Annotated in this window: 20 protein-coding genes; 12 read left to right on the top strand and 8 right to left on the bottom strand. The window is 37.0% G+C overall.

Translation table 11 applies throughout. The features are described from left to right. Positions 1–12 precede the first annotated feature (12 nt). Positions 13–1,536 carry a RagB/SusD family nutrient uptake outer membrane protein gene (locus M030_RS0116205; protein WP_027374457.1) on the top strand — a complete coding sequence of 508 codons (1,524 nt, stop codon included), beginning with the start codon at positions 13–15 and terminating at the stop codon, positions 1,534–1,536. 87 nt (positions 1,537–1,623) lie between these two features. Here the strand turns inward: M030_RS0116205 and M030_RS0116200 are convergent, their stop codons facing one another. Beyond that, a complete protein-coding gene (locus M030_RS0116200; protein WP_051585121.1) occupies positions 1,624–2,550 on the bottom strand; it encodes an AraC family transcriptional regulator in 927 nt (308 codons plus the stop codon). Positions 2,551–2,729: 179 nt separating this feature from the next. Between M030_RS0116200 and M030_RS0116195 the strand changes: the two genes are divergently transcribed. Continuing rightward, on the top strand, positions 2,730–4,259 hold the full coding sequence (locus tag M030_RS0116195; RefSeq protein ID WP_027374455.1) for an aldehyde dehydrogenase family protein: 1,530 nt from the start codon (positions 2,730–2,732) through the stop codon (positions 4,257–4,259). A gap of 320 nt (positions 4,260–4,579) precedes the next feature. After that, complete coding sequence (locus M030_RS0116190; RefSeq protein ID WP_027374454.1) at positions 4,580–4,963, top strand: DUF779 domain-containing protein; 384 nt, start codon at positions 4,580–4,582, stop codon at positions 4,961–4,963. Between the two features lie 6 nt (positions 4,964–4,969). On the opposite strand, the gene M030_RS0116185 is transcribed toward M030_RS0116190, so the two are convergent. Continuing rightward, positions 4,970–6,169 carry a dicarboxylate/amino acid:cation symporter gene (locus M030_RS0116185; protein ID WP_027374453.1) on the bottom strand — a complete coding sequence of 400 codons (1,200 nt, stop codon included), beginning with the start codon at positions 6,167–6,169 and terminating at the stop codon, positions 4,970–4,972. 389 nt (positions 6,170–6,558) lie between these two features. On the opposite strand from M030_RS0116185, the gene M030_RS0116180 reads away from it, so the two are divergent. Genes M030_RS0116180 through M030_RS0116170 form a run of 3 tightly spaced genes read left to right on the top strand, consistent with a single transcriptional unit; the run spans position 6,559 to position 8,347 of the window. Further along, positions 6,559–7,476, top strand: coding sequence for a DnaJ C-terminal domain-containing protein (locus M030_RS0116180; protein ID WP_027374452.1), 918 nt, complete (start codon positions 6,559–6,561; stop codon positions 7,474–7,476). A 3-nt stretch (positions 7,477–7,479) separates the two neighbouring features. Beyond that, positions 7,480–7,782 carry a chaperone modulator CbpM gene (locus M030_RS0116175; RefSeq protein ID WP_027374451.1) on the top strand — a complete coding sequence of 101 codons (303 nt, stop codon included), beginning with the start codon at positions 7,480–7,482 and terminating at the stop codon, positions 7,780–7,782. Between the two features lie 37 nt (positions 7,783–7,819). After that, complete coding sequence (locus M030_RS0116170; protein ID WP_027374450.1) at positions 7,820–8,347, top strand: YcxB family protein; 528 nt, start codon at positions 7,820–7,822, stop codon at positions 8,345–8,347. 50 nt (positions 8,348–8,397) lie between these two features. Here M030_RS0116170 and M030_RS0116165 read toward each other — a convergent pair whose 3' ends face one another. Continuing rightward, complete coding sequence (locus M030_RS0116165) at positions 8,398–9,381, bottom strand: PLP-dependent cysteine synthase family protein (protein WP_027374449.1); 984 nt, start codon at positions 9,379–9,381, stop codon at positions 8,398–8,400. Positions 9,382–9,516: 135 nt separating this feature from the next. After that, on the bottom strand, positions 9,517–10,746 hold the full coding sequence (locus tag M030_RS0116160) for an ABC transporter permease (protein WP_027374448.1): 1,230 nt from the start codon (positions 10,744–10,746) through the stop codon (positions 9,517–9,519). A 4-nt stretch (positions 10,747–10,750) separates the two neighbouring features. Between M030_RS0116160 and M030_RS0116155 the strand changes: the two genes are divergently transcribed. Further along, a complete protein-coding gene (locus M030_RS0116155) occupies positions 10,751–11,947 on the top strand; it encodes an exo-beta-N-acetylmuramidase NamZ domain-containing protein (RefSeq protein WP_027374447.1) in 1,197 nt (398 codons plus the stop codon). On the opposite strand, the gene M030_RS0116150 is transcribed toward M030_RS0116155, so the two are convergent. From M030_RS0116150 to M030_RS0116140, 3 genes are read right to left on the bottom strand one after another with little or no spacing between them, the layout of a single operon-like run. Then, positions 11,948–12,154, bottom strand: coding sequence for a hypothetical protein (locus tag M030_RS0116150; protein WP_027374446.1), 207 nt, complete (start codon positions 12,152–12,154; stop codon positions 11,948–11,950). A gap of 4 nt (positions 12,155–12,158) precedes the next feature. After that, the gene (locus M030_RS0116145) at positions 12,159–12,782 is read right to left on the bottom strand and encodes a DUF3575 domain-containing protein (RefSeq protein ID WP_027374445.1); all 624 of its coding nucleotides are present in this window, start codon (positions 12,780–12,782) and stop codon (positions 12,159–12,161) included. A gap of 8 nt (positions 12,783–12,790) precedes the next feature. After that, positions 12,791–13,966, bottom strand: a complete 1,176-nt coding sequence (locus M030_RS0116140; protein ID WP_027374444.1) for a thioredoxin family protein — start codon at positions 13,964–13,966, stop codon at positions 12,791–12,793. Between the two features lie 274 nt (positions 13,967–14,240). Between M030_RS0116140 and M030_RS0116135 the strand changes: the two genes are divergently transcribed. The 3 genes from M030_RS0116135 (at position 14,241) to M030_RS0116125 (ending at position 17,208) form a co-directional block, all read left to right on the top strand. Further along, positions 14,241–15,350, top strand: coding sequence for a helix-turn-helix domain-containing protein (locus M030_RS0116135; RefSeq protein WP_027374443.1), 1,110 nt, complete (start codon positions 14,241–14,243; stop codon positions 15,348–15,350). A gap of 159 nt (positions 15,351–15,509) precedes the next feature. Further along, positions 15,510–16,529 (top strand): alpha/beta hydrolase, encoded by a 1,020-nt coding sequence (locus tag M030_RS0116130; RefSeq protein WP_051585119.1) that lies wholly within the window; start codon positions 15,510–15,512, stop codon positions 16,527–16,529. 10 nt (positions 16,530–16,539) lie between these two features. Beyond that, positions 16,540–17,208 carry a hypothetical protein gene (locus M030_RS0116125; RefSeq protein WP_027374441.1) on the top strand — a complete coding sequence of 223 codons (669 nt, stop codon included), beginning with the start codon at positions 16,540–16,542 and terminating at the stop codon, positions 17,206–17,208. Between the two features lie 18 nt (positions 17,209–17,226). Here M030_RS0116125 and M030_RS0116120 read toward each other — a convergent pair whose 3' ends face one another. Continuing rightward, complete coding sequence (locus tag M030_RS0116120) at positions 17,227–17,601, bottom strand: winged helix-turn-helix transcriptional regulator (protein ID WP_034722746.1); 375 nt, start codon at positions 17,599–17,601, stop codon at positions 17,227–17,229. Between the two features lie 143 nt (positions 17,602–17,744). Between M030_RS0116120 and M030_RS0116115 the strand changes: the two genes are divergently transcribed. Continuing rightward, positions 17,745–18,689: an alpha/beta hydrolase gene (locus M030_RS0116115; RefSeq protein ID WP_027374439.1), complete on the top strand. Its 945-nt coding sequence runs from the start codon at positions 17,745–17,747 to the stop codon at positions 18,687–18,689. 11 nt (positions 18,690–18,700) lie between these two features. Further along, positions 18,701–19,267 (top strand): cysteine hydrolase family protein, encoded by a 567-nt coding sequence (locus tag M030_RS0116110; RefSeq protein ID WP_027374438.1) that lies wholly within the window; start codon positions 18,701–18,703, stop codon positions 19,265–19,267. Positions 19,268–19,459: the final 192 nt, after the last annotated feature.

Below are 19,459 nucleotides of genomic sequence, written 5' to 3'. Positions count from 1 at the left end.
TTGAAAGAAATTATGAAAAGAATTATAAATACCATATTAGTTGTAGCAACTTTATCTTCTGCTGCATTTACATTAAACAGCTGCCAGGATGCATTGGATATCAGACAGCCGGGAGAATTACAGGAACATGAGTTATATACAAGTGTGGCCAATTTAGGTGAAGTACTAAACGGGTCTGTATACGCTCAGTTGGATCCGATTGATGAAATCTACTTTACCGCTGTATTTACAGACGAGGTAAAACCTGGATCAGGAAGCGGAGGTCAGGAGTATTCATTACACAGATATTTCCTTGATCCAGCTTCTGTTATCGTAACGGGTGGTGGAACGGTAAGTACTGTTCAAAGTGAGGGAATCTGGATGAATAACTACAGAGTTATCAACAGAGTTAACAGATTACTTGAAGGAGCAAAGAAAATTACACCTGCAAATGCCGAAGAGAAGAAAACATACAATGAAATCCTAGCACAGGCAAGAGCAATCAGAGCATACTGTTACGTACAGTTAGAAGCATATTTTGCAAAAGATATGAAAAATTCTGATGGCGTAGGAGTTATACTTCTGAAAGATGTTCCATCTACAGATGCAAAACTTCCAAGAGCTAAAAACAAGGATGTATATGATTTTATTAATGCGGATTTAGATTTCGCGAGAGGTATTTTAGAATACTCTAGCAGTCAATCGGCAAGATATTTTGCAGATAAAGGATTTGTAAACGCAGTTAGTGCACGTTTTAATCTCTATCGAGGAAATACAGCTTTAGCAAAACAATATGCAGAGGATGTAATTTCAAAATCAGGATTGACCCTTACTAAAGCTGATTCATATAACAACTTATGGAATGACACTGCAAGAGGAGAGATTATTTTCTCATTAAACAGGCTGCCATTAGGAGCTGGACAAGCTATCGGTGCAAGATGGAATACCAACCAATCTAATATCGATGGTACACCAATGTGGTTCTGGGGAAGAAATCTTTACAATTTGTTCCAGAATATTCCTGGAGATGTTAGAAAAACATCGTATGTAGATATTACTTCAGTTCCAAATCCTAATTATGCAAGCGCTACAGCAGGTGCTACAAGAGACGATAAGTTGGTTATCGATAAATATCCAGGTAAGACAGGTACTCCTACAAGAAATGATGTGAAAGTTTTCAGATTATCTGAAATGTATTTCATCCTTGCTGAAGCTGAAACAGCAGCGGGGAATCTTACAGCAGCTCATGATCTTATTCAGAAAGTAAGAGAAGCAAGAAACTCTGAAGGAAAAGCTGTAACGCCTGCTTATACAGATGCTCAATTTGCTTATGCAGATATTCTGAAAGAACGTAGAATTGAATTAGCTCTTGAAGGGCACCGTTATGTTGATTTAAAAAGACTTGCGGGAGCAGCAAATGTTGGAATGGACAGAAATGATACAGATGATATCATTCCTACAAACAACCTTCCAATCGGTGATGATAAGTTTACATTACCTATTCCTATCAAAGAAATTTCAGCAAATCCAAACGTTGAACAAAATAAAGGCTATTAGTCAGTAGTCAATATTATTATTAAGAGCCCCATTTTTTGTGGGGCTCTTTTTTTATAATGTATTTTGGGTTATTTTTAGGTAATTATGTTACTTACGAATAAGTTTCATGTTCTGGTAGCTTTTCGGAGTAACACCCTCCCATTGTTTAAATACCCTCGTAAAATAGTTGGTGTCAGAAAAACCTGTCTGATAGGCCGTTTCTTTAATGGAATTCTGACCTGCCAATAGTTCTTTTGCCCTACTGATCCTTTGCTGAAGAATAAAATCATTCGGGGAAGTTCCTAGTTCATCCTTGAACATTTTAAAGAAATTGGATTTGCTTACATATGCCAGCTTGGCGATACTTTCAATAGAGAGTTTCTGGTGCAGATTTCTTCTGATATAATCTACGGCAAAACCGATCCTTGACTTATTTTTTACAATATTCTTTTCTACCATGCTTCTTGCCTGGGTTTGCATAAGCCGAATTAAAAGCTCTTTTAGGGCAAAATCAGCCATGATATCCTTCTGGGAATTATCATCCATGGCAATTCTCATGATATTGTTCGTAGCGGATGCCAATGCCTTATTATTAAAAAGGAAATATTCATCCAGCTGTATATTCCATTGGGAGTCATCATCCACTTTAGGAAGATGATAATTCAAATGATTAAGAGAATCCTCTATAAACTCTGGATTCAGGCTTAGAGAAATACATTGTGTAGGGGTTTCATCAGATTCTGGGAAATCAATAACCATCGTTTCACCCGGAGCGACCAGAATGCTTTCTCCCGGAAAATAATCAAAATAATTAGTTTTATTATCCAGTTTCATATGTTTCTTGCCGCGAAGCATAGCCGTAAAAGCAATATTTTCAAAATGAAGTTTCACACCAAAGGCAGTTTGGTGAGTCTCATATATACTGAATTCACAATTGTTTAGATTGAATTTTGTCTGGTTTTCAACAAGACTCAATAGTTGGTTCTCCTTACGTAATTCTGGAGTATTTAATAAAATCTTACTATTGTTATTCATTTCTAAATATTTTTTAGAAGGTACTTACTCAAATATAGAAAATTTGACCCAACGTTGCTGTTAACAAAATACTAAAATTAAAACCCTGTACTATTTTACACTTTTTTTATACGATTGTGCTATACGTTTTTTGTGCGGAAGCGTAATTTGGTACGATAGAACAAACAAAAAATCTTAATATGAGCACCCTTACAGAACCTAGATCCGCGACGCTCTTACAGCGTCCTGAATTTAAAAGCAGATATGATAATTATATTGACGGAAAATTTACACCACCCGTTAAAGGGCAGTATTTTGATGTAGTTTCTCCCGTTGACGGTAAAACTTTTACTCAGGTAGCACACTCATCTAAAGAAGATCTGGAACTGGCGGTGGACGCTGCAGAAAAAGCATTTCAGACCTGGAAAAATACTTCCTCTACAGAAAGAAGCATTATCCTCAATAAAATTGCAGATCGTATTGAGCAAAACTTAGAATATCTCGCTACCGTAGAAACGATTGATAACGGAAAAGCAGTAAGAGAAACCTTAGCTGCAGATATGCCTTTGGCGATTGATCATTTCAGGTATTTTGCCTCTGTGATCCGTGCAGAAGAAGGATCTCATAACGAACTGGACAAGGATACCGTGTCTCTTATCGTACACGAACCGCTTGGAGTAATTGCACAAATCATTCCATGGAATTTTCCCATACTGATGGCTGTCTGGAAATTAGCCCCGGCTTTGGCTGCAGGAAACTGTGTTGTCTTGAAACCGGCAGAAAGTACTCCCGTTTCCATCATGGTGCTGATGGAGTTGATTGGTGATCTGTTGCCGGCAGGTGTGATAAATATTGTCAATGGTTTCGGAGCAGAACTGGGAAGAGCCCTGGTAACCAACCCGAAAGTGGCAAAAGCCGCATTTACGGGCTCTACAGCAACAGGACGTCTGGTCATGCAATATGCCACAGAAAATATTATTCCCGTAACCCTGGAGCTTGGTGGCAAATCGCCCAATGTTTTCTTCAACTCAGTGATGGATGCAGATGATGAATTTCTCGATAAAGCTATTGAAGGAGCTGTCTTATTTGCGTTGAATCAGGGTGAGATTTGTACATGTCCTTCAAGACTGTTGGTTCAGGAAGGTATTGCAGATGCCTTCATCGATAGAGTAATTGAAAGAGTCAATGCGATCAAAGTTGGGAATCCGCTTGATAAAACAGTTATGATGGGCGCTCAGGCTTCACAGATTCAAAAAGATAAAATACTTTCCTACATCCAGTTAGGAAAAGACGAAGGAGCAGAAGTTCTTGTAGGAGGAGATGTCAACAATCTCGGAGAAGATCTGGAGGATGGGTTTTATATTCAGCCGACTATTTTCAAAGGAAACAACAGAATGAGAATCTTTCAGGAAGAAATCTTCGGTCCTGTGCTGGCATTTACCACCTTTAAAGACGAAGAGGAAGCAATAAAAATTGCCAACGATACCATTTACGGATTAGGAGCTGGAGTATGGACCCGGGATGCCCATCAGTTGTACAATATTCCGCGTCAGATCCAGGCAGGAAGAGTTTGGGTAAACCAATACCATTCATATCCGGCAGGTGCCCCTTTCGGAGGCTATAAGCAATCCGGAATCGGTAGAGAGAATCATAAAATGATGCTGGATCATTATCGTCAGACCAAGAATATGTTGATCTCCTACAACAAAAATAAGTTAGGTTTCTTTTAATATTAATGTAGGGCGTGCCCGATTGCCCTGGCCTTGTCCCGGGCAAACGGTCGGGCTATGCAGGGCTGCACTTCGTTCCGGTACTTCATTACATTGCGTACCGGCTCGTTCCTCGCCGCCCTTACTATCCCTCACGCAGAAAGCGGTATTCCTTCAAACTGTTGGAAGACTAAAAATACTAAAGTATATGGCTTACCATAATGTAATCAGATACTCACATTAAACAGAATCAAATGCTCAGGTTCGGCAAAATTTATTTTGCCGGACCTTTTGAGTAGAAACCCCCAAGCATTCTGTACATTACTTTAAAAATAAAGAAAATGGAAACAAAAATATCAAGACTTTCCGTTACTGAAAAGGCCCTTGAAGTAATACATACCCTTGAAGACAAGTATGGGCCCCTGATGTTTTATCAGGCAGGAGGTTGCTGTGAAGGAATACAGCCGCAATGTTTTGAAAAAGGTGGTTTTTTTCCGCGAATGAATGATGCGATGATCGGAACCATCAATAACCACGAATTCTGGATAGACCGTGATCTTTTTGAATACTGGAAATATTCCCATTTTACACTTGACGTCACCGATGGATTTGGTCCCGGCGGCTTTTCATTGGAAACCCCACTCGGTAAAACCTTTAAAGTGCTCTACAGGCTTTTCACCCCGGAAGAATATGAAAACCTTGAACCTGTACAACGCAGTGAATAAAATTTTTTACACCTTCACAAACCGGTTCACAAACATTGCAGCGACAATATCGCCCACAGAATTCAGAACAGTGGCCAGAGGATCAACCAGGGTCCCGATAATCATTACCGCCGGGATAGCTTCCTGTGGTAATTTATATACAGAGATCATCAACATTTCTCCAATATATCCGCCGTTCGGGATTCCGCCTGCTACAATACTGACAAATACAGTAATCCCTAAAGCTAAAAGTAAGTTGGCAGGATCAAAAAAATCCTTTCCGATAATAAGAAAAGCAACGTAGATTTTAATAATTGACGACATAGAAGACCCGTTTTTATGCAACGTGGTACCGATCGGGATCACAAGATTGGCAATAGGATTGGGAATTCCAATTTTGGAAGCCGCCTGTAAATTGGCAGGCATGGTAGCAAAACTGCTGCATGTACTGATTGCTGTCAGGGTAGGATAGATCGCATTCTTCCAAAAGTTTTTAACTCCATTCTGGCCTTGCGCCATAAACGCATAAAGTGAAAAGAAAACAAGAAAATAGATGATACCTGCAATATAATACAGCCCCAAAGGTTTAGCATAAAATCCAAAAAGCTGTGGCCCCAGAGTAGCAACCTGAAATGCAAAATAAGCACCCAAACCGATAGGGGCAAGCTTCATAACCAGTAAGAGCAATTCCTTCATTACCTCATACCCCGAAGCAATAAAAACTCTGAAAGGCTGTCCTGCTTCTCCCGTTTTCCTGGCTGCAAAACCTGTCATGAAAGCAAAAATAAGTAGCGCCAGCATATTTTGCCTTGAAAAAAGAGCCGTAAATTCTCCTACCGTGAAAAAACTGACAATTCTGTTTCCCCAGCTTTCGTCACTGGCTGTCTCTGTGACTACCTGCGAACTTCCCGAAATTCCTGAAACAGGAAAAAGGTAGACCGCACCGATCGTAAAAACGGCCGCTGTCAAAATGAAAAACAAAAAGGTAAGGGCCATTACAAGAATAATTCTTCCAAATTCAGATTGTTGCTCAAGAGATGCGATAGAATTGGATACTGCAAAAAATACGAGTGGGACCACACTTACAAATAGGAGATTAAGAAATATATCTCCGACAGGCTTTATATATTCCACAAAATCAGGGGTTACAATTCCGATAATACTTCCAATAGTAATTCCTAATAATAAAAAGATGATTCCTGAGTAATTTTTTAGTACCTCTCTCATGCGGTGGTTTTTATCAAAGATAAGTTTTTTTATATGGGTATGAAGAAATCGAATTTAGTAATTTCAAATATGTTTTATCATAATTGTGAAATACTAAAGTAGTTCTTATTGTTTTAATAATTAAAAATGGATTATTTTTCTATAAATTCCTTGTTTGTATCTATAAATATAGATGGCAAAACAGGGGATGTACAGTAAAATGAATACATACACATAAGGGGACCATCTCATGACAGGCTACCTCATGATAAATACGAGGTACTACTTAATATTATCCATAGATAATTGTTCACAACATGTCCTGCCAGTCTTTACTTTTTTTGTTTTTAAGCTTTTTCGAGTGTGGGTTTCAAAGATAAAATTCATAAATTTGAGTAAATATCGTTTCTATGGCTTATATAGATTACTATAAAATTTTAGGCGTAGATAAAAGCGCAACACAGGATGACATCAAAAAAGCCTACCGTAAGCTGGCTAGAAAACTGCATCCTGATCTCAATCCTGATGATAAAGAATCAGAAAAAAAATTTAAAGAGCTGAACGAAGCTAATGAAGTCCTCAGTAATCCTGAAAATCGTGCCAAATACGATAAATATGGAGAAAACTGGAAACATGGTGAAGAGTATGAAAAAGCCCAGCAGCAGCAAAGACAGTATCAACGCCAGCATCAGAATTATGGCGGAGGATTCTCCGGTGCTGATTTTGGCGAAGGCGAAGATTTCTCTGATTTCTTCCAGGATATGTTTGGCGGCAGCACAGGAGGTTTTGGAAGAAACTCAAGAGGAAGGGCTTCCGGGAAGTTCAAAGGGCAGGATATACAGGCTGAGTTGAACCTTAATTTAAGAGATGCCGCAAAAACACATCCGCAGACTTTCGAAATCAACGGAAGGAAAGTAAGAATTACTATTCCGGCAGGAGTATATGACGGGCAACAGATCAAATTGAAAGGTCATGGAAATCCGGGAGTAAACGGAGGCCCTAGCGGAGATTTGTATATTACCTTTAATATTCCCGTGGATCCGGACTTTGAAAGAATTGGTGATGATTTAAAAACTAAAGTACCTATTGATTTATATACTGCTGTTTTAGGTGGTGATGTAAAAGTGAATACTTTAGATAGCACTGTAAATCTCAAAGTAAAACCGGAAACCCAAAACGGAGTTACGGTAAGATTGAAAGGAAAAGGTTTTCCTGTATACAAAAAAGAGGGAGAGTATGGTGATCTTTTTGTAACCTATGAAGTAAAATTGCCAACGAATCTTACAGATAAGCAGAAAGAACTTTTTGAACAACTAAAAAACTCCTAGGCTATGAGTGAAAGAATATCACGCGAAGAACTCGTAAAAATATACAATATAGAAATCACTTTTTTTGATGACCTTGTAGAGTATGGGCTGCTACATGTGCAGGTAGAAAACGAAGTTCATTACTTGATGTACGAAGACTTACCTGACCTTGAAAAGTTTGCCAACTGGCATTATGACCTTGAAATAAATCTTCCGGGATTGGAAGTTATTCATAATATGCTGAAAAAACTGGACGCATTGAATAAAAGAAACAGAGAGCTGATGAATAAACTTTCTGCAATAAAGGATCAATATGAAGATATTTAGTTTAGCTTTGTAGGTTTTTAAAGCAAATTACTTTTTTATGAATGAGGAAAAGGTTATTACATTAAAACCTGACAGGAAGAATTTTGAAGAGATTTATTTTAGCGGAAATCAGGGGAGTTTACTTTTCTCACCTGCTACAAGATCCAAGACGATAACAACCCTTATTGCTGCAGCTGTTTTGTTTATTGCTTTCCTTTTAAAAGGATATCTAAATGATGACAGTGTAGGAATTTTATACTTTTTAAGTTTTATATTCCTGCTTTGTGCTATTTTTTTGTCAGTAGGTGTTAATAAAGTTTCGAGATGGAAAAAACAGGTAAATCAGTACCTGAGTATGCTTGAGAATTGTAAAATCTATGAAATAAGGTTTGATCGGAACTTCTTCACAGTCAATATCGACGGTGAAAAAGAAACCAGTGAGTGGACTGACTTTGAATATTGTGATGCTAATGACGAATTCATTTCTCTTGAAGGAAAATATAGTTATATGTTTCCCAAAAAATCAATGAGCGGAAAAGACTACGATCTCCTGAAAAAAATACTGAAAGATCGTATCAGGAAATAGAAAACGGAGCAAAATTTTGCTCCGTTTTTGTATGTATCAATGAACTTTTATTATTCTAACCAGCCCATTTCCTTCATCCATTCGTCATTGTAGATTTTACCTACATATCTTGATCCGTGGTCATGCAATAAAACCACGATGACATCATCTTTTGTAAATTGGTCTTTCATCTGAACCAAAGAAGCAATGGCACTTCCCGCAGAATATCCACAGAAGATTCCTTCTTCTTTAGCCAGCTTTCTGGCATAGATAGCTCCGTCTTTGTCCGTTACTTTTTCAAAATGGTCAATAACAGACATATCATAGTTTTCTGGAATAATGTCTTCACCAATTCCTTCTGTGATGTAAGTATAAGCATGGTCGTAGTGTAATTCACCTGTTTCATGAAACTCCTTAAGGATAGAACCATAGGTGTCAACTCCGATTACCTTAATATCTTTATTTTTTTCCTTGAAAAAAGTTCCGCATCCTGTAATAGTACCTCCCGTACCGGCTCCTACCACAAAATGAGTCAGTTTTCCTTCCGTTTGTTCCCAGATTTCAGGAGCAGTAGATTCGTAATGAGCTGCTCTGTTAGACAAGTTATCATATTGGTTTACGTACCATCCGTTTTCCGTTTCTTTTGCCAGCCTTTTGGATACTGAATAATAAGAACGAGGATCGGTTGGCTTTACATCGGTAGGGCAAACAATCACCTCTGCTCCCACAGCGCGAAGGATATCGCACTTTTCTTTTGACTGTTTAGAATTGGTTACAAAGATACATTTATAACCTTTGATAATGGCAGCAAGGGCCAGCCCCATTCCTGTATTACCGGAAGTTCCTTCTATAATGGTTCCTCCAGGTTTTAATCTGCCGTCTTTTTCGGCATCTTCTATCATTTTAAGAGCCATTCTGTCCTTTACCGAATTCCCGGGATTGAATGTTTCTACTTTTGCTAAAACTAAGGCTGGAAAGTCTTCACCCAATACTTTGTTAAGTTGTACAAGTGGAGTATTACCTATCGTTTCAAGAATATTTTTTGCGTATTTCATAAATGTTTTATAAGCGATGCAAAGATAAGGCTTTTAAAATTACCGCTGCACCAGATAAAGTCGGAGACAATTGATATAATGCTTAGCTTTCATTATCAATTATCAATTATCAATTATTAATTATTAATTATTGTATTAGTTATACTTAATTGCTTTAACCGGAGAAATTTTACTGATCAGGTAGCTCGGAATGATTAAAGCGAGTCCTGAAATGATCAGAATTCCTACTGAAATAGAAATAATCGCGACAGGATTAAGATCTACAGGAACAGTACTGACGTAGTAATTTTCCGGATTAAGTTTTATAATACCAAAGAATTTTTGAATCAAAATAAGGCCGAGACCAATACCGTTTCCATATAAAAGACCCGGAATCATAATGATAAGAGTATAATTGATAAAGGTTGCCCTGATTTGGGAATTGCTGGCCCCCAATGTTTTAAGAAGACCAATGGAATTGGTTCTTTCGATGATAAGGATCAGAAGTACCATGATGATATTGATAACCACTACAATAAGCATGATAATGATGATCAAAGCAATATTGGTATCGAAAATACTAATCCAGTCTGTAATCTGGGGGAATTTTTCAGTTGCTTTTTCAGCATAGTTTTTATACCCGATCAATTTTTCAATTTCCGGGAAATCTTTGTCGATATCATTTACATTTTTCAGGAAAATATCAATTCCACCAATTTCATCATTCTTCATGTCCTGAATTTTTCTTGCGTGGTTGATTCCCCCTATTACAAACTGTTCGTCGATCAGTTTAATATCCGTTTTATAAATTCCAATAATTCTGAATTTACGGTAAAGGGGTTTCTGGTCAGCTTTTAAGAATACAGTTACAATACTGTCATTCAACTTAAGATGAAGATCGTTTGCTATTTTCTGAGAGATTGTTACATTATTGTTAAAGCCTTCTTCTGTTACTTTAGGTGTAGTACCGGCAATCAGAAATTTTTTGAATCGTAAACTGTCAAAATCTTTTCCTATTCCTTTAAAAATAATTCCGGAAAAGTTGTGCTCGTTACGCATAATACCTGTAACGGTCACATATTTCTGTACACTTTCTACATCCTTAAGTTCTTTTATTTTTGCAAGATTAAGGCCTTGATTATCCAATACTGAGGTATTGTATGAGGAGTTGGAACGGGTTGATCGTACCGTGATATGTCCGCTAAAATCTGCAAGTCTCTCTTTAATTGCTTTTTTGGAGCCAAAACCGGTAGCTACTGTGATAAGGGAGACAATGATCCCGAGTGCCACGGAGAGCCTGCCAATGAAGATGATAACCCTTGAAAGGTTATTTTTGTTATCTTTGGAAAATGCTATTTTTCTAGAGAAATATAAAGGAAACTTCAAGCTTATGAATTTAGATTTCAAAATTAAAAATTTACTTCTTATTTGCCTAATTTTTTTAGGAGTATTCAGTCAATATTATTCTCAGACTCAAGTTCAACGGGATTTTAAAACCGGTGCAGACCAACCTGAAGTGTATTTGCCTCTGCTGAAAAATAAAACGGTGGGAATTGTAACGAATCAAACTGGATTGATGAGTGACAGAACACACCTGGTAGATTTTTTAGTACAGAATAATATTAACATTAAATCTATTTTTGCTCCGGAACATGGTTTCAGAGGAAATGCAGACGCAGGCGCAAAAGTGAAAAACGGAGTAGATATCAAAACGGGAATTCCTATCGTTTCTTTATATGGAAATAATAAAAAGCCGACAGCAGAGCAGTTGAAAGGTATTGATATTGTCGTTTTTGATATTCAGGATGTAGGGGTAAGATTCTATACTTATATTTCAACTTTAAGTTATTTGATGGAAGCTGGCGCTGAAAATAAAGTAGAGATTATGGTTCTGGATCGACCCAATCCACATGACGGCTATACAGACGGGCCGGTTTTGAAAAAGAAATGGGCCAGTTTCGTAGGGATGCATGAAGTGCCTGTAGTGTATGGACTGACTATTGGAGAATATGGAAAAATGGTCAATGGTGAAAAGTGGTTAAAAAATGGAGTTCAGGCAAAATATACCCTTATCCCGATGAAGAATTATCATAAAAAGCAGCGTTATCCTATTTTAGATAAGCCTTCTCCCAATTTACCGAATGATAAAGCTATCAATTTATATCCGAGTTTATGCTTTTTTGAAGGAACTCAGGTTTCTGTCGGAAGAGGTACGGAGCTTCCTTTTCAGATTTATGGTTCTCCGTGGACAGTCAATTTACCTTACCAGTTTACACCCAAGCCAAGTTATGGGGCAAAAGATCCTTTCCTCAACGGGAAATTATGCTATGGCGAAAACCTTTCAAATTATCCAAAAGATTTGAGAGAGCTTAATCTTGAGTGGGTGCTTAAAGCATATAGGAATTACAAAAATTCCCAACAGGATTTCTTTTTAAAAAATCTGTGGTTCGATACACTTTCCGGAACTGATGAGCTCAGAAAACAAATTATTGCTGGCAGATCAATTCCGGAAATTAAAGCATCATGGAAAGCTGACCTGGAAAGTTTTGAAAAGATCAGGGTCAAATATGTGACTTATGAAGATTAATTAATCAAAATTATGGGGCGGATTTTTATCATTCTTGCCCTTGTTTAAGATAAACAACCCTATCGTCAAGCCTACAACACCTGCAAACGCAGTCAGTAAAGCTCTTTGTAATTTATCCGGAAGATCATTTCCCAGATAATTCATTAAAAAAAGGATCACAAAAGTGATCACGGAGATAATAATATGATTTTTTCCGAAAGGTTTCATAATGTTATTTTAGTTTGTATGAAATCATTACACCTCCTCTGTAAGGAATAATTTCTCCACTTCTGTTCAATCCGCTAGGTTGGTCGTAACGCTGGCCTGTTGTACGATCATATCCTTTATAAAAACCTTGAGATGATCCAACAGTAGCATAAACGTCAAGATTCCATCGGTCTGATAGTTGGAATTGGTAGCCGCCAGTTACTCCCAGCATTATTGAAAACCCCTTTTGATATAGATTGGAAGTTATGAATTGTTCTCCATTATCATTTGTGTATATATCATCCTTCCAATAATTCCATTTTTGTGCATTATAGGCTGCAACACCAAGATTTGCTCCTATATACCAATGTTTAAATGCTTCTTTAAAATAATATCTTCCCTCAATTGAGGCAGAATAAAATTGCAATTTGTGCCCTGCAAACGATTTCCATGGTGAAATAAATACATCTCCCTGAATTGTATATTTAGGACTTATCTGCTTTTCGATGCCTGCATTTAAAATACCTATCGGAATGAATAGAGCATTTCCTTTAATGTATAAACTTTTATCCTGTTCTTGTTGTTCCTGAGCATTAATCGTTCCTATCGATAAGACAGCCAGCGCAGCTGTCAATAATTTATATTTCATTCTGAGTGTTATTTTATTTGCGTAAGTAATTCTTCTGCCAGTTTCGAATCTTTGTTGGCCTGAACGGCTATGTTTTTAGACATTTCTGCATAATTTTTTGCCACTTCCTTATTTCCTGTCAGGAAGTAAAGTTTAGCAAGAATATAAGTGTTTTCGGAAGTTTCTCCCCTCATGACAGATTTTTCAGCCCATTCTGTTGCTTTTTTTAGGGAGGCCGGAGTCTTCACATGATCAGCAAATACCCATGCGGCTCTCAGAAGTTCATTGGGTTCAAAAGTGTCCGGGTTTTTATAATAATCCAGCGCTGCTTTTTCATACTCAGGAAAATTAGCATTTACTTCATAATAGCTAAGTTTGGTCTGATTGAGTTTTGCATGTGCCGCCTCTTTCCCTACTAAAGGCTCGGCGATCTTCATGAAGTAATCATCGTTGATCCTTTTATTCTTATCATCAATAGCCTGTTCTACTATTTTAGATAATTTTAATTGAGCATCAAATTCTTTATAGGTTTCTTCCGGGAGGTACTTGGTGATATCAGCCTTTCTGGATACGAAAGTTGCATAATTGGAATCTTCTGTAGACTTTAGGAAATACAATAAAAAACCAATTTCTTCTTTGGAAAGTTCCTCAGTTTTCTTTTTATTATCAAAATATCTCTCAGAGGCCTTTTTGGCAAATTCATAATCAGAGCTGGAATTAAGCTTCATAATATTGATCAGGAAATCAGGATCTTTTTCACCACTGGCAAATTTATCTTTAAGAGATCCTTTTTTATTACCTGGTGAGTTGATATCCTGAGCCATCGCCACAAAAAGACTCTCCTCCATGTATCCGGTATTTCGCGAAACAAGCTCCCCTTCACCATTGAGGAAAAGATAGGTGGGATAAGAGCGAACTCCAAATTTAGCTGCAATTTCCCTTCCTTCTCCTTTTTCCATATCAAATCTTGCATTGATGAAATTGGCGTTGTAATAGTCTCCGACAGATTTTTTGGTAAATACGTTGTGCTCCATCATTTTACATGGGCCACACCATGAAGCATAGGCATCTACAAAAACCAATTTTTTTTCCTTTTTAGCCTTTGCAAGAATATCCTTAAATGGCAGTTCCTGAAATTGGATAGCTTCCTGGGCAGAAATAATCACAGCACAAAAAATAGATATCCCGGAGATGATCTTCTTCATTTCAAATTTGATTTGTGAGCGAAGATAATTAATTTTAGAAATATAAAATGCTGAATCTACCGTTCGGATGCGTATATTAACTATTTTTAAGACTTAGTGACGCTCTGAAGAGAAGTCATTTCATCTTCTTGTAGGGGTATAATTTTACCTCTTATCATTATTTCGTTGTATTATTACAGAAATTAATTTGCGATTGATTTTTGCTTTAAAATTATGTTTATTTTTGTAACAGTCAGTGCTTTTATTGATGCAACTAACAAAATATTAGAGCGTTATGCTTTACTTGTCCGGCGTTTTTCTCGCTTTATTTCTGGCTTTTCTTTTAATGACAAAAAGAAATAGAAATACTGCTGATCTTATTCTTGCTACATGGCTGGCAGCGATTGGTCTGAATCTGGCAGGTCACTATATGCTTCTTACCGGCCAGTATATCAAATACCCGTCATTTATTTTTCTTGGATTTATATTACCGGTTTTATACGGTCCCTTTTTATATATATATGTTAAAAAACAAACATCTCCTGAGCCTTTTTCGTGGAAATATCTGCTGCATTTTATTCCTTTTCTGATCTGTAATTGTATGTTTCTTTCCTTTTATGCAGCTCCTTTTGAGGAAAGGGTGGAAATTTTTAAACATAAAGGAAGCGGATTTGAAACCGAAATGCTGCTGAGACTTTATTTTATTTATATTTCAGGAGTAGCCTATGTGATTCTTTCATTCCGGACTTTATACCTATTTCGGAACAAAATGGTTCAGCAGTTTTCCAATACGGAAAAGATCAACTTTAACTGGTTGCTGTATCTTATTCTATGGATCACGCTGATCTGGGGACTGGTCCTTTTTTCAAATACAGATATTATTTACGGAGCTGTTGCTGTATTTATCCTATGGCTGGGATACTTTGGAATCAAACAGGTGCAGGTCTTCAACCAGCCGGCATTGGTCTTTTTACTTGCTGAAAATGAAATAAATACGGTTTCTGAAGTTGAAGGAAAAGATTTTTTACCTATTGAAAAGAAGTACCAGAAATCAGGACTTACAGAAAAAAGTATTGAAGACATCCATGTAAGGCTTCAAAAGGTATTGGATGAAGAGAAACCGTTTATCAATCCTAATCTTACGCTGAATGAACTTGCCACATTGTTGGAAGTTCATCCGAATTCTTTATCTCAGGTTATCAATTCCGTCGAAAATAAAAATTTTTATGAACTGATTAATCAAAAAAGAATTGAAGAATTTTTACAGAGAATTTCACAGCCTGAAAGCAAACAATATACTTTACTTTCTATTGCATTAGACTGTGGTTTTAATTCCAAAACATCTTTCAACCGAAATTTTAAAAAATATACCGGCGTCACTCCGAGTGAGTACCAGAAAGTCTGAATCCTGAGTTCCATCGCTCAGGGTAAACGTTTCATTTCTCATAACGTTCATTTAATCAATCGTTTGTGTTTTTGTGTTGTGATGTTCCAACTTTCCTGATGGGGCGACCAGCTTTGGAAAATGCTGAATCTTTGCATCATAACTTTTAAACCCAAAAGTATGATTGCTTTTATAAAAAAGAATTCCGCATTGGCAGTTTTAACGTCACTTATCATGTTACTTTCATGTACAGATGGGAGGGCTATTGATGAACCGGGAAATCTGGTTCCAAAAACCGTAGATCAGGATACTTCTCTTCCTTTCATCTCCATCAACGGGGCTAAACTTCATTCCGAAGCTTTTGGTCCTGAAGACGGAACAATTGTCATTCCACTTCATGGAGGACCAGGTGGAGACTACCGTTATCTCTTTAATTGTAAAAACCTTATAAATAATGGATACAGGGTTGTGTTTTATGATCAAAGAGGATCTGGACTTTCTCAACGATTTTCTAGACAGTCTTATCTGTCTTTAGGGGCAGAAGTTATGGAGCTGATGTATGACGAACTGCATGCTGTTATTGCTTATTATCGTAAAAAACCTGAACAAAAAGTGGTGCTTTTGGGGCATTCTTGGGGTGCAATGTTGGCGTCGGGCTATGCAGGGAAATATCCTAATGATATCCAGGGGCTTATTCTTTGTGAGCCTGGAGGTCTGGTTTGGAATGACGTTACTCATTATGTAAAAGAATCCAGATCATTTAAAATATGGAACGAAATCCTTAATGATGCAACCTATCTGGATCAGTTTATTTCTGGAAAAGAAGATCAACATGAGATTTTAGATTATAAGATGCTTATGCTGGCCTCAAAGAACAGTATTACAGGCGAAGGCGATTTTGATCCAAGTATAAGCTGGAGGAGCGGAGCTGTTATTATGGATGCTCTTTTTGAAAGTGGAGATAAATATAACATAGATTTTTCTAAAGGACTGCAGAACTATAATGGTCCGGTTCTTTTTTTCTATAGCGAAAAAAATAAAGCGTACCCGGATTCATGGGCTCAAAAAATAACATCCAGTTATAAGAATGTGACCAAAGTAAAAATCCCTGGAGTGGGGCATGACGGCATTATTAGCAATCTTAATGCCTGGGATAATTATACAAAACCCCAAATCATTACTCTCATTGGCAGTCTTTAAAATGAATATCATGAAAAAAAATATATTATTAGTTTGGATCATGATGATGGTTACCTATCCCATCAGGTCACAAACAGTAAATTGGTATGCACTGAATGCCAAAGAAAAACATATACTCAATGCCAATATTGGAACAGAATATGGGGTTATTTTCGGATTGGGTTATGGTTACCATTTCGACAACAGGTTTTTCCCATTAATAATAGGAGCTGAAGCGTCTATTCCGTCAGGGAACACATTGTTGGATGATTTTAAGGTGAAGGCAGGTGCTCATGTACGCTGGGCCAAAATTCATGATGTTCAGTTTTCAACAAGGATCCAGGGTATATTCCGGAAGTTTGAAAATAAGAATGTTGCTATTTCCAATTTTGGAGTAGATATGGCGGGAGTGATCGGTTATTACAGACCTACCTGGTTTGCTGGAGGTGAAGTAGGGTTTGATAAAGCTATTGTGACTCATTTCAGACATTCGGAACATTATAAAGAAATCTATCCCGCAGTAAAAAACGGATGGTATGAGCCGGCCACGGGAGGCAATTTTTATTATGGAATACAAGGAGGGTACTCTTTCTCCCGACAGGAAGTCTATGTGAAACTGGGAAATATTGTGTCAGAGGATTTTAAAACTAAACCTAGATTGCCTTTTTTAGTGCAGATAGGTTATAATTATAAACTGTAAAAACAGGCGGGTCGTCTTTTAATTAGGATGATCCGTTATTTTTTTGATCTCTTTATGTTCCTTACCCCATATTTCAAGCTGATTCAGAACCGGAAGCAGTTTTTTTCCAATTTCAGTAAGTTCATATTCTACTTTTACCGGAACTTCTGGATATATGGTCTTGATAATAAGTTTTTCCTGTTCCATTTTTTTCAGCTGTAGGGTAAGCATTCTTTCGGAAATGTTGGGGATCTTATCTTTCAACTCAAAAAATCTGAGTTTCTCCTGCTTTAGATGATAACAGATCGAGAGAATCCAGCGACCACTGATCAGATTGACAGCATATATTTCTGAGCAGCTGTACTCCAGTGTTTTTTTATTTTCATTATTGGTAGATGATTCTTTAATACTCATACTTACATTTTTGTTCGTTCCATACAATCTTTTGTATACTTGGAAAGCACTCTATTGATAGAATAAATTTACAAATAAAAACAGGAAATATAGAGCCCAAAAGAGACTTTATTATAGATGTACAATAAAATATTCATAATAGGATGGATTTTAATAGAATAGACAAAGAATTGAAATACAGTATTGAAAATGTTCCTTATTCATTGGAAATTGATGGAAATTTATTTTTGAATGCTCCGGAAATTATTCAGCAGGAAAGAAAAGAATTTGCGAAAGCTCATCCTTTTAAAAAACCGGATCATATCCTTGTGAAAGATATTTTTATACCAAGCTCAGAAGATGGATATGATATCAGGCTTCATGTTTATCAGTCTGAAAATTTCAACCGGGAAAGGGTTCTTCTTTATTTTCATGGAGGAGGATATGTTTTTGGACTTCCAGAACAAGTGGACCATCAAATGTTTGAAATAGCAGATCAACTAGATGCGACCATCATCTCCGTAGATTACAGACTCTCACCTCAGTATCGGTTTCCAATGCCGGTTTTGGATGGGTTTGATGCTTTGCAATGGGTGATTGGTCATGGTGAAGATCAACTGGGAGTGAATCCTGATGGTATTACTGTATTCGGGGCAAGTGCCGGAGGGCACTTGGCCGCAGCAGTGGCTCAAATGGCTGCAGACCGTGGCATTCAGAATATAAAACATCAGTTCTTATTATATCCGGTGATTCATAACAAGCTGAATACCTCTTCAATGGAAGAATTTACCGATATCCCGCTATGGAATAAAAAGTATGCCCAGACTGCGTGGCTGCATATATTGGGGAAAGAGAATAAAGATAAAAGTATCAGATATTCGGATCTGACCTATTATGATAACTTTTCCCGGTTACCGCAGACTACCATTGTTGCCTGTGAACTTGATCCTTTAAGGGATGAAGATATCGATTATGCTCAGCTTTTATATAAAGCAGGTGTAAAAACTGAACTATGGGTGATTCCCGGAGCGCTGCATGTATTTGACCTCTTTGATTCTTCCATGAATGATGAATATAAAGATTTTCTTCTGAACAGACTTTTCAAATAAGTTTTAAAAATATGAAATTAAGAGATAAAAACCCGGCATTGCTCCTTATTGATGTTCAAAAAGGATTTCTTGATGAAGATTATTGGGGAGGAAACAGGAATAATAAAGATGCGGAAAAAATCAGCGGAAAGATACTTGAAAAATGGCGAAGCTTGAGTTTGCCGATATTTCACATCCGGCATAGTTCTACAAATCTTTCTTCAAAATTGCATAAAACGCATCCAGGATTTGAATTTAATGATTATGTCTTACCTCAAAATGGTGAATGTATGATTACCAAAAAAGTAAACAGTGCCTTTATAGGTACTGATCTGAAAGCAAAATTAGACCTTCAGAAGATAAATACGGTGGTGATTTTAGGAATTACAACCAATCATTGTGTGTCTACTACCACAAGAATGGCAGGAAATTTCGGGTATGAAACCTATGTAGTTTCTGATGCTACAGCTGCTTTTGATAAAGTGGGAATCAATGGAGAAAAATATGATGCAGGATTAGTTCATCTGATGGCGTTAGCCAATCTGAGCGACGAATTTGCAACAATCCTGAATACGGAAGAATTATTAAAAAAACTATAGATAAAAATCAAAAATTGATACATTACAAAGGTCTGTTTTTAGCCGTATTTTTATTTTTAGAAAAAGAAAAGTGTTTAATTGGTGAAAAAAAATAATTCACTTTTGGGTCCAGGAATCTTTGTTATATCTTTGCAAACTAATAAATTATCCACAAAAGAGATTGTAAAAATATAGGCTTTATTGTACGTATCG

Origin of the sequence: Chryseobacterium sp. UNC8MFCol, from assembly GCF_000482305.1 — a bacterium.
GTDB classification, from domain to species: domain Bacteria; phylum Bacteroidota; class Bacteroidia; order Flavobacteriales; family Weeksellaceae; genus Chryseobacterium; species Chryseobacterium indologenes.
Note: the sequence above shows the minus strand (reverse complement) of the source record. Positions and strands in the feature narration are given on the sequence as shown.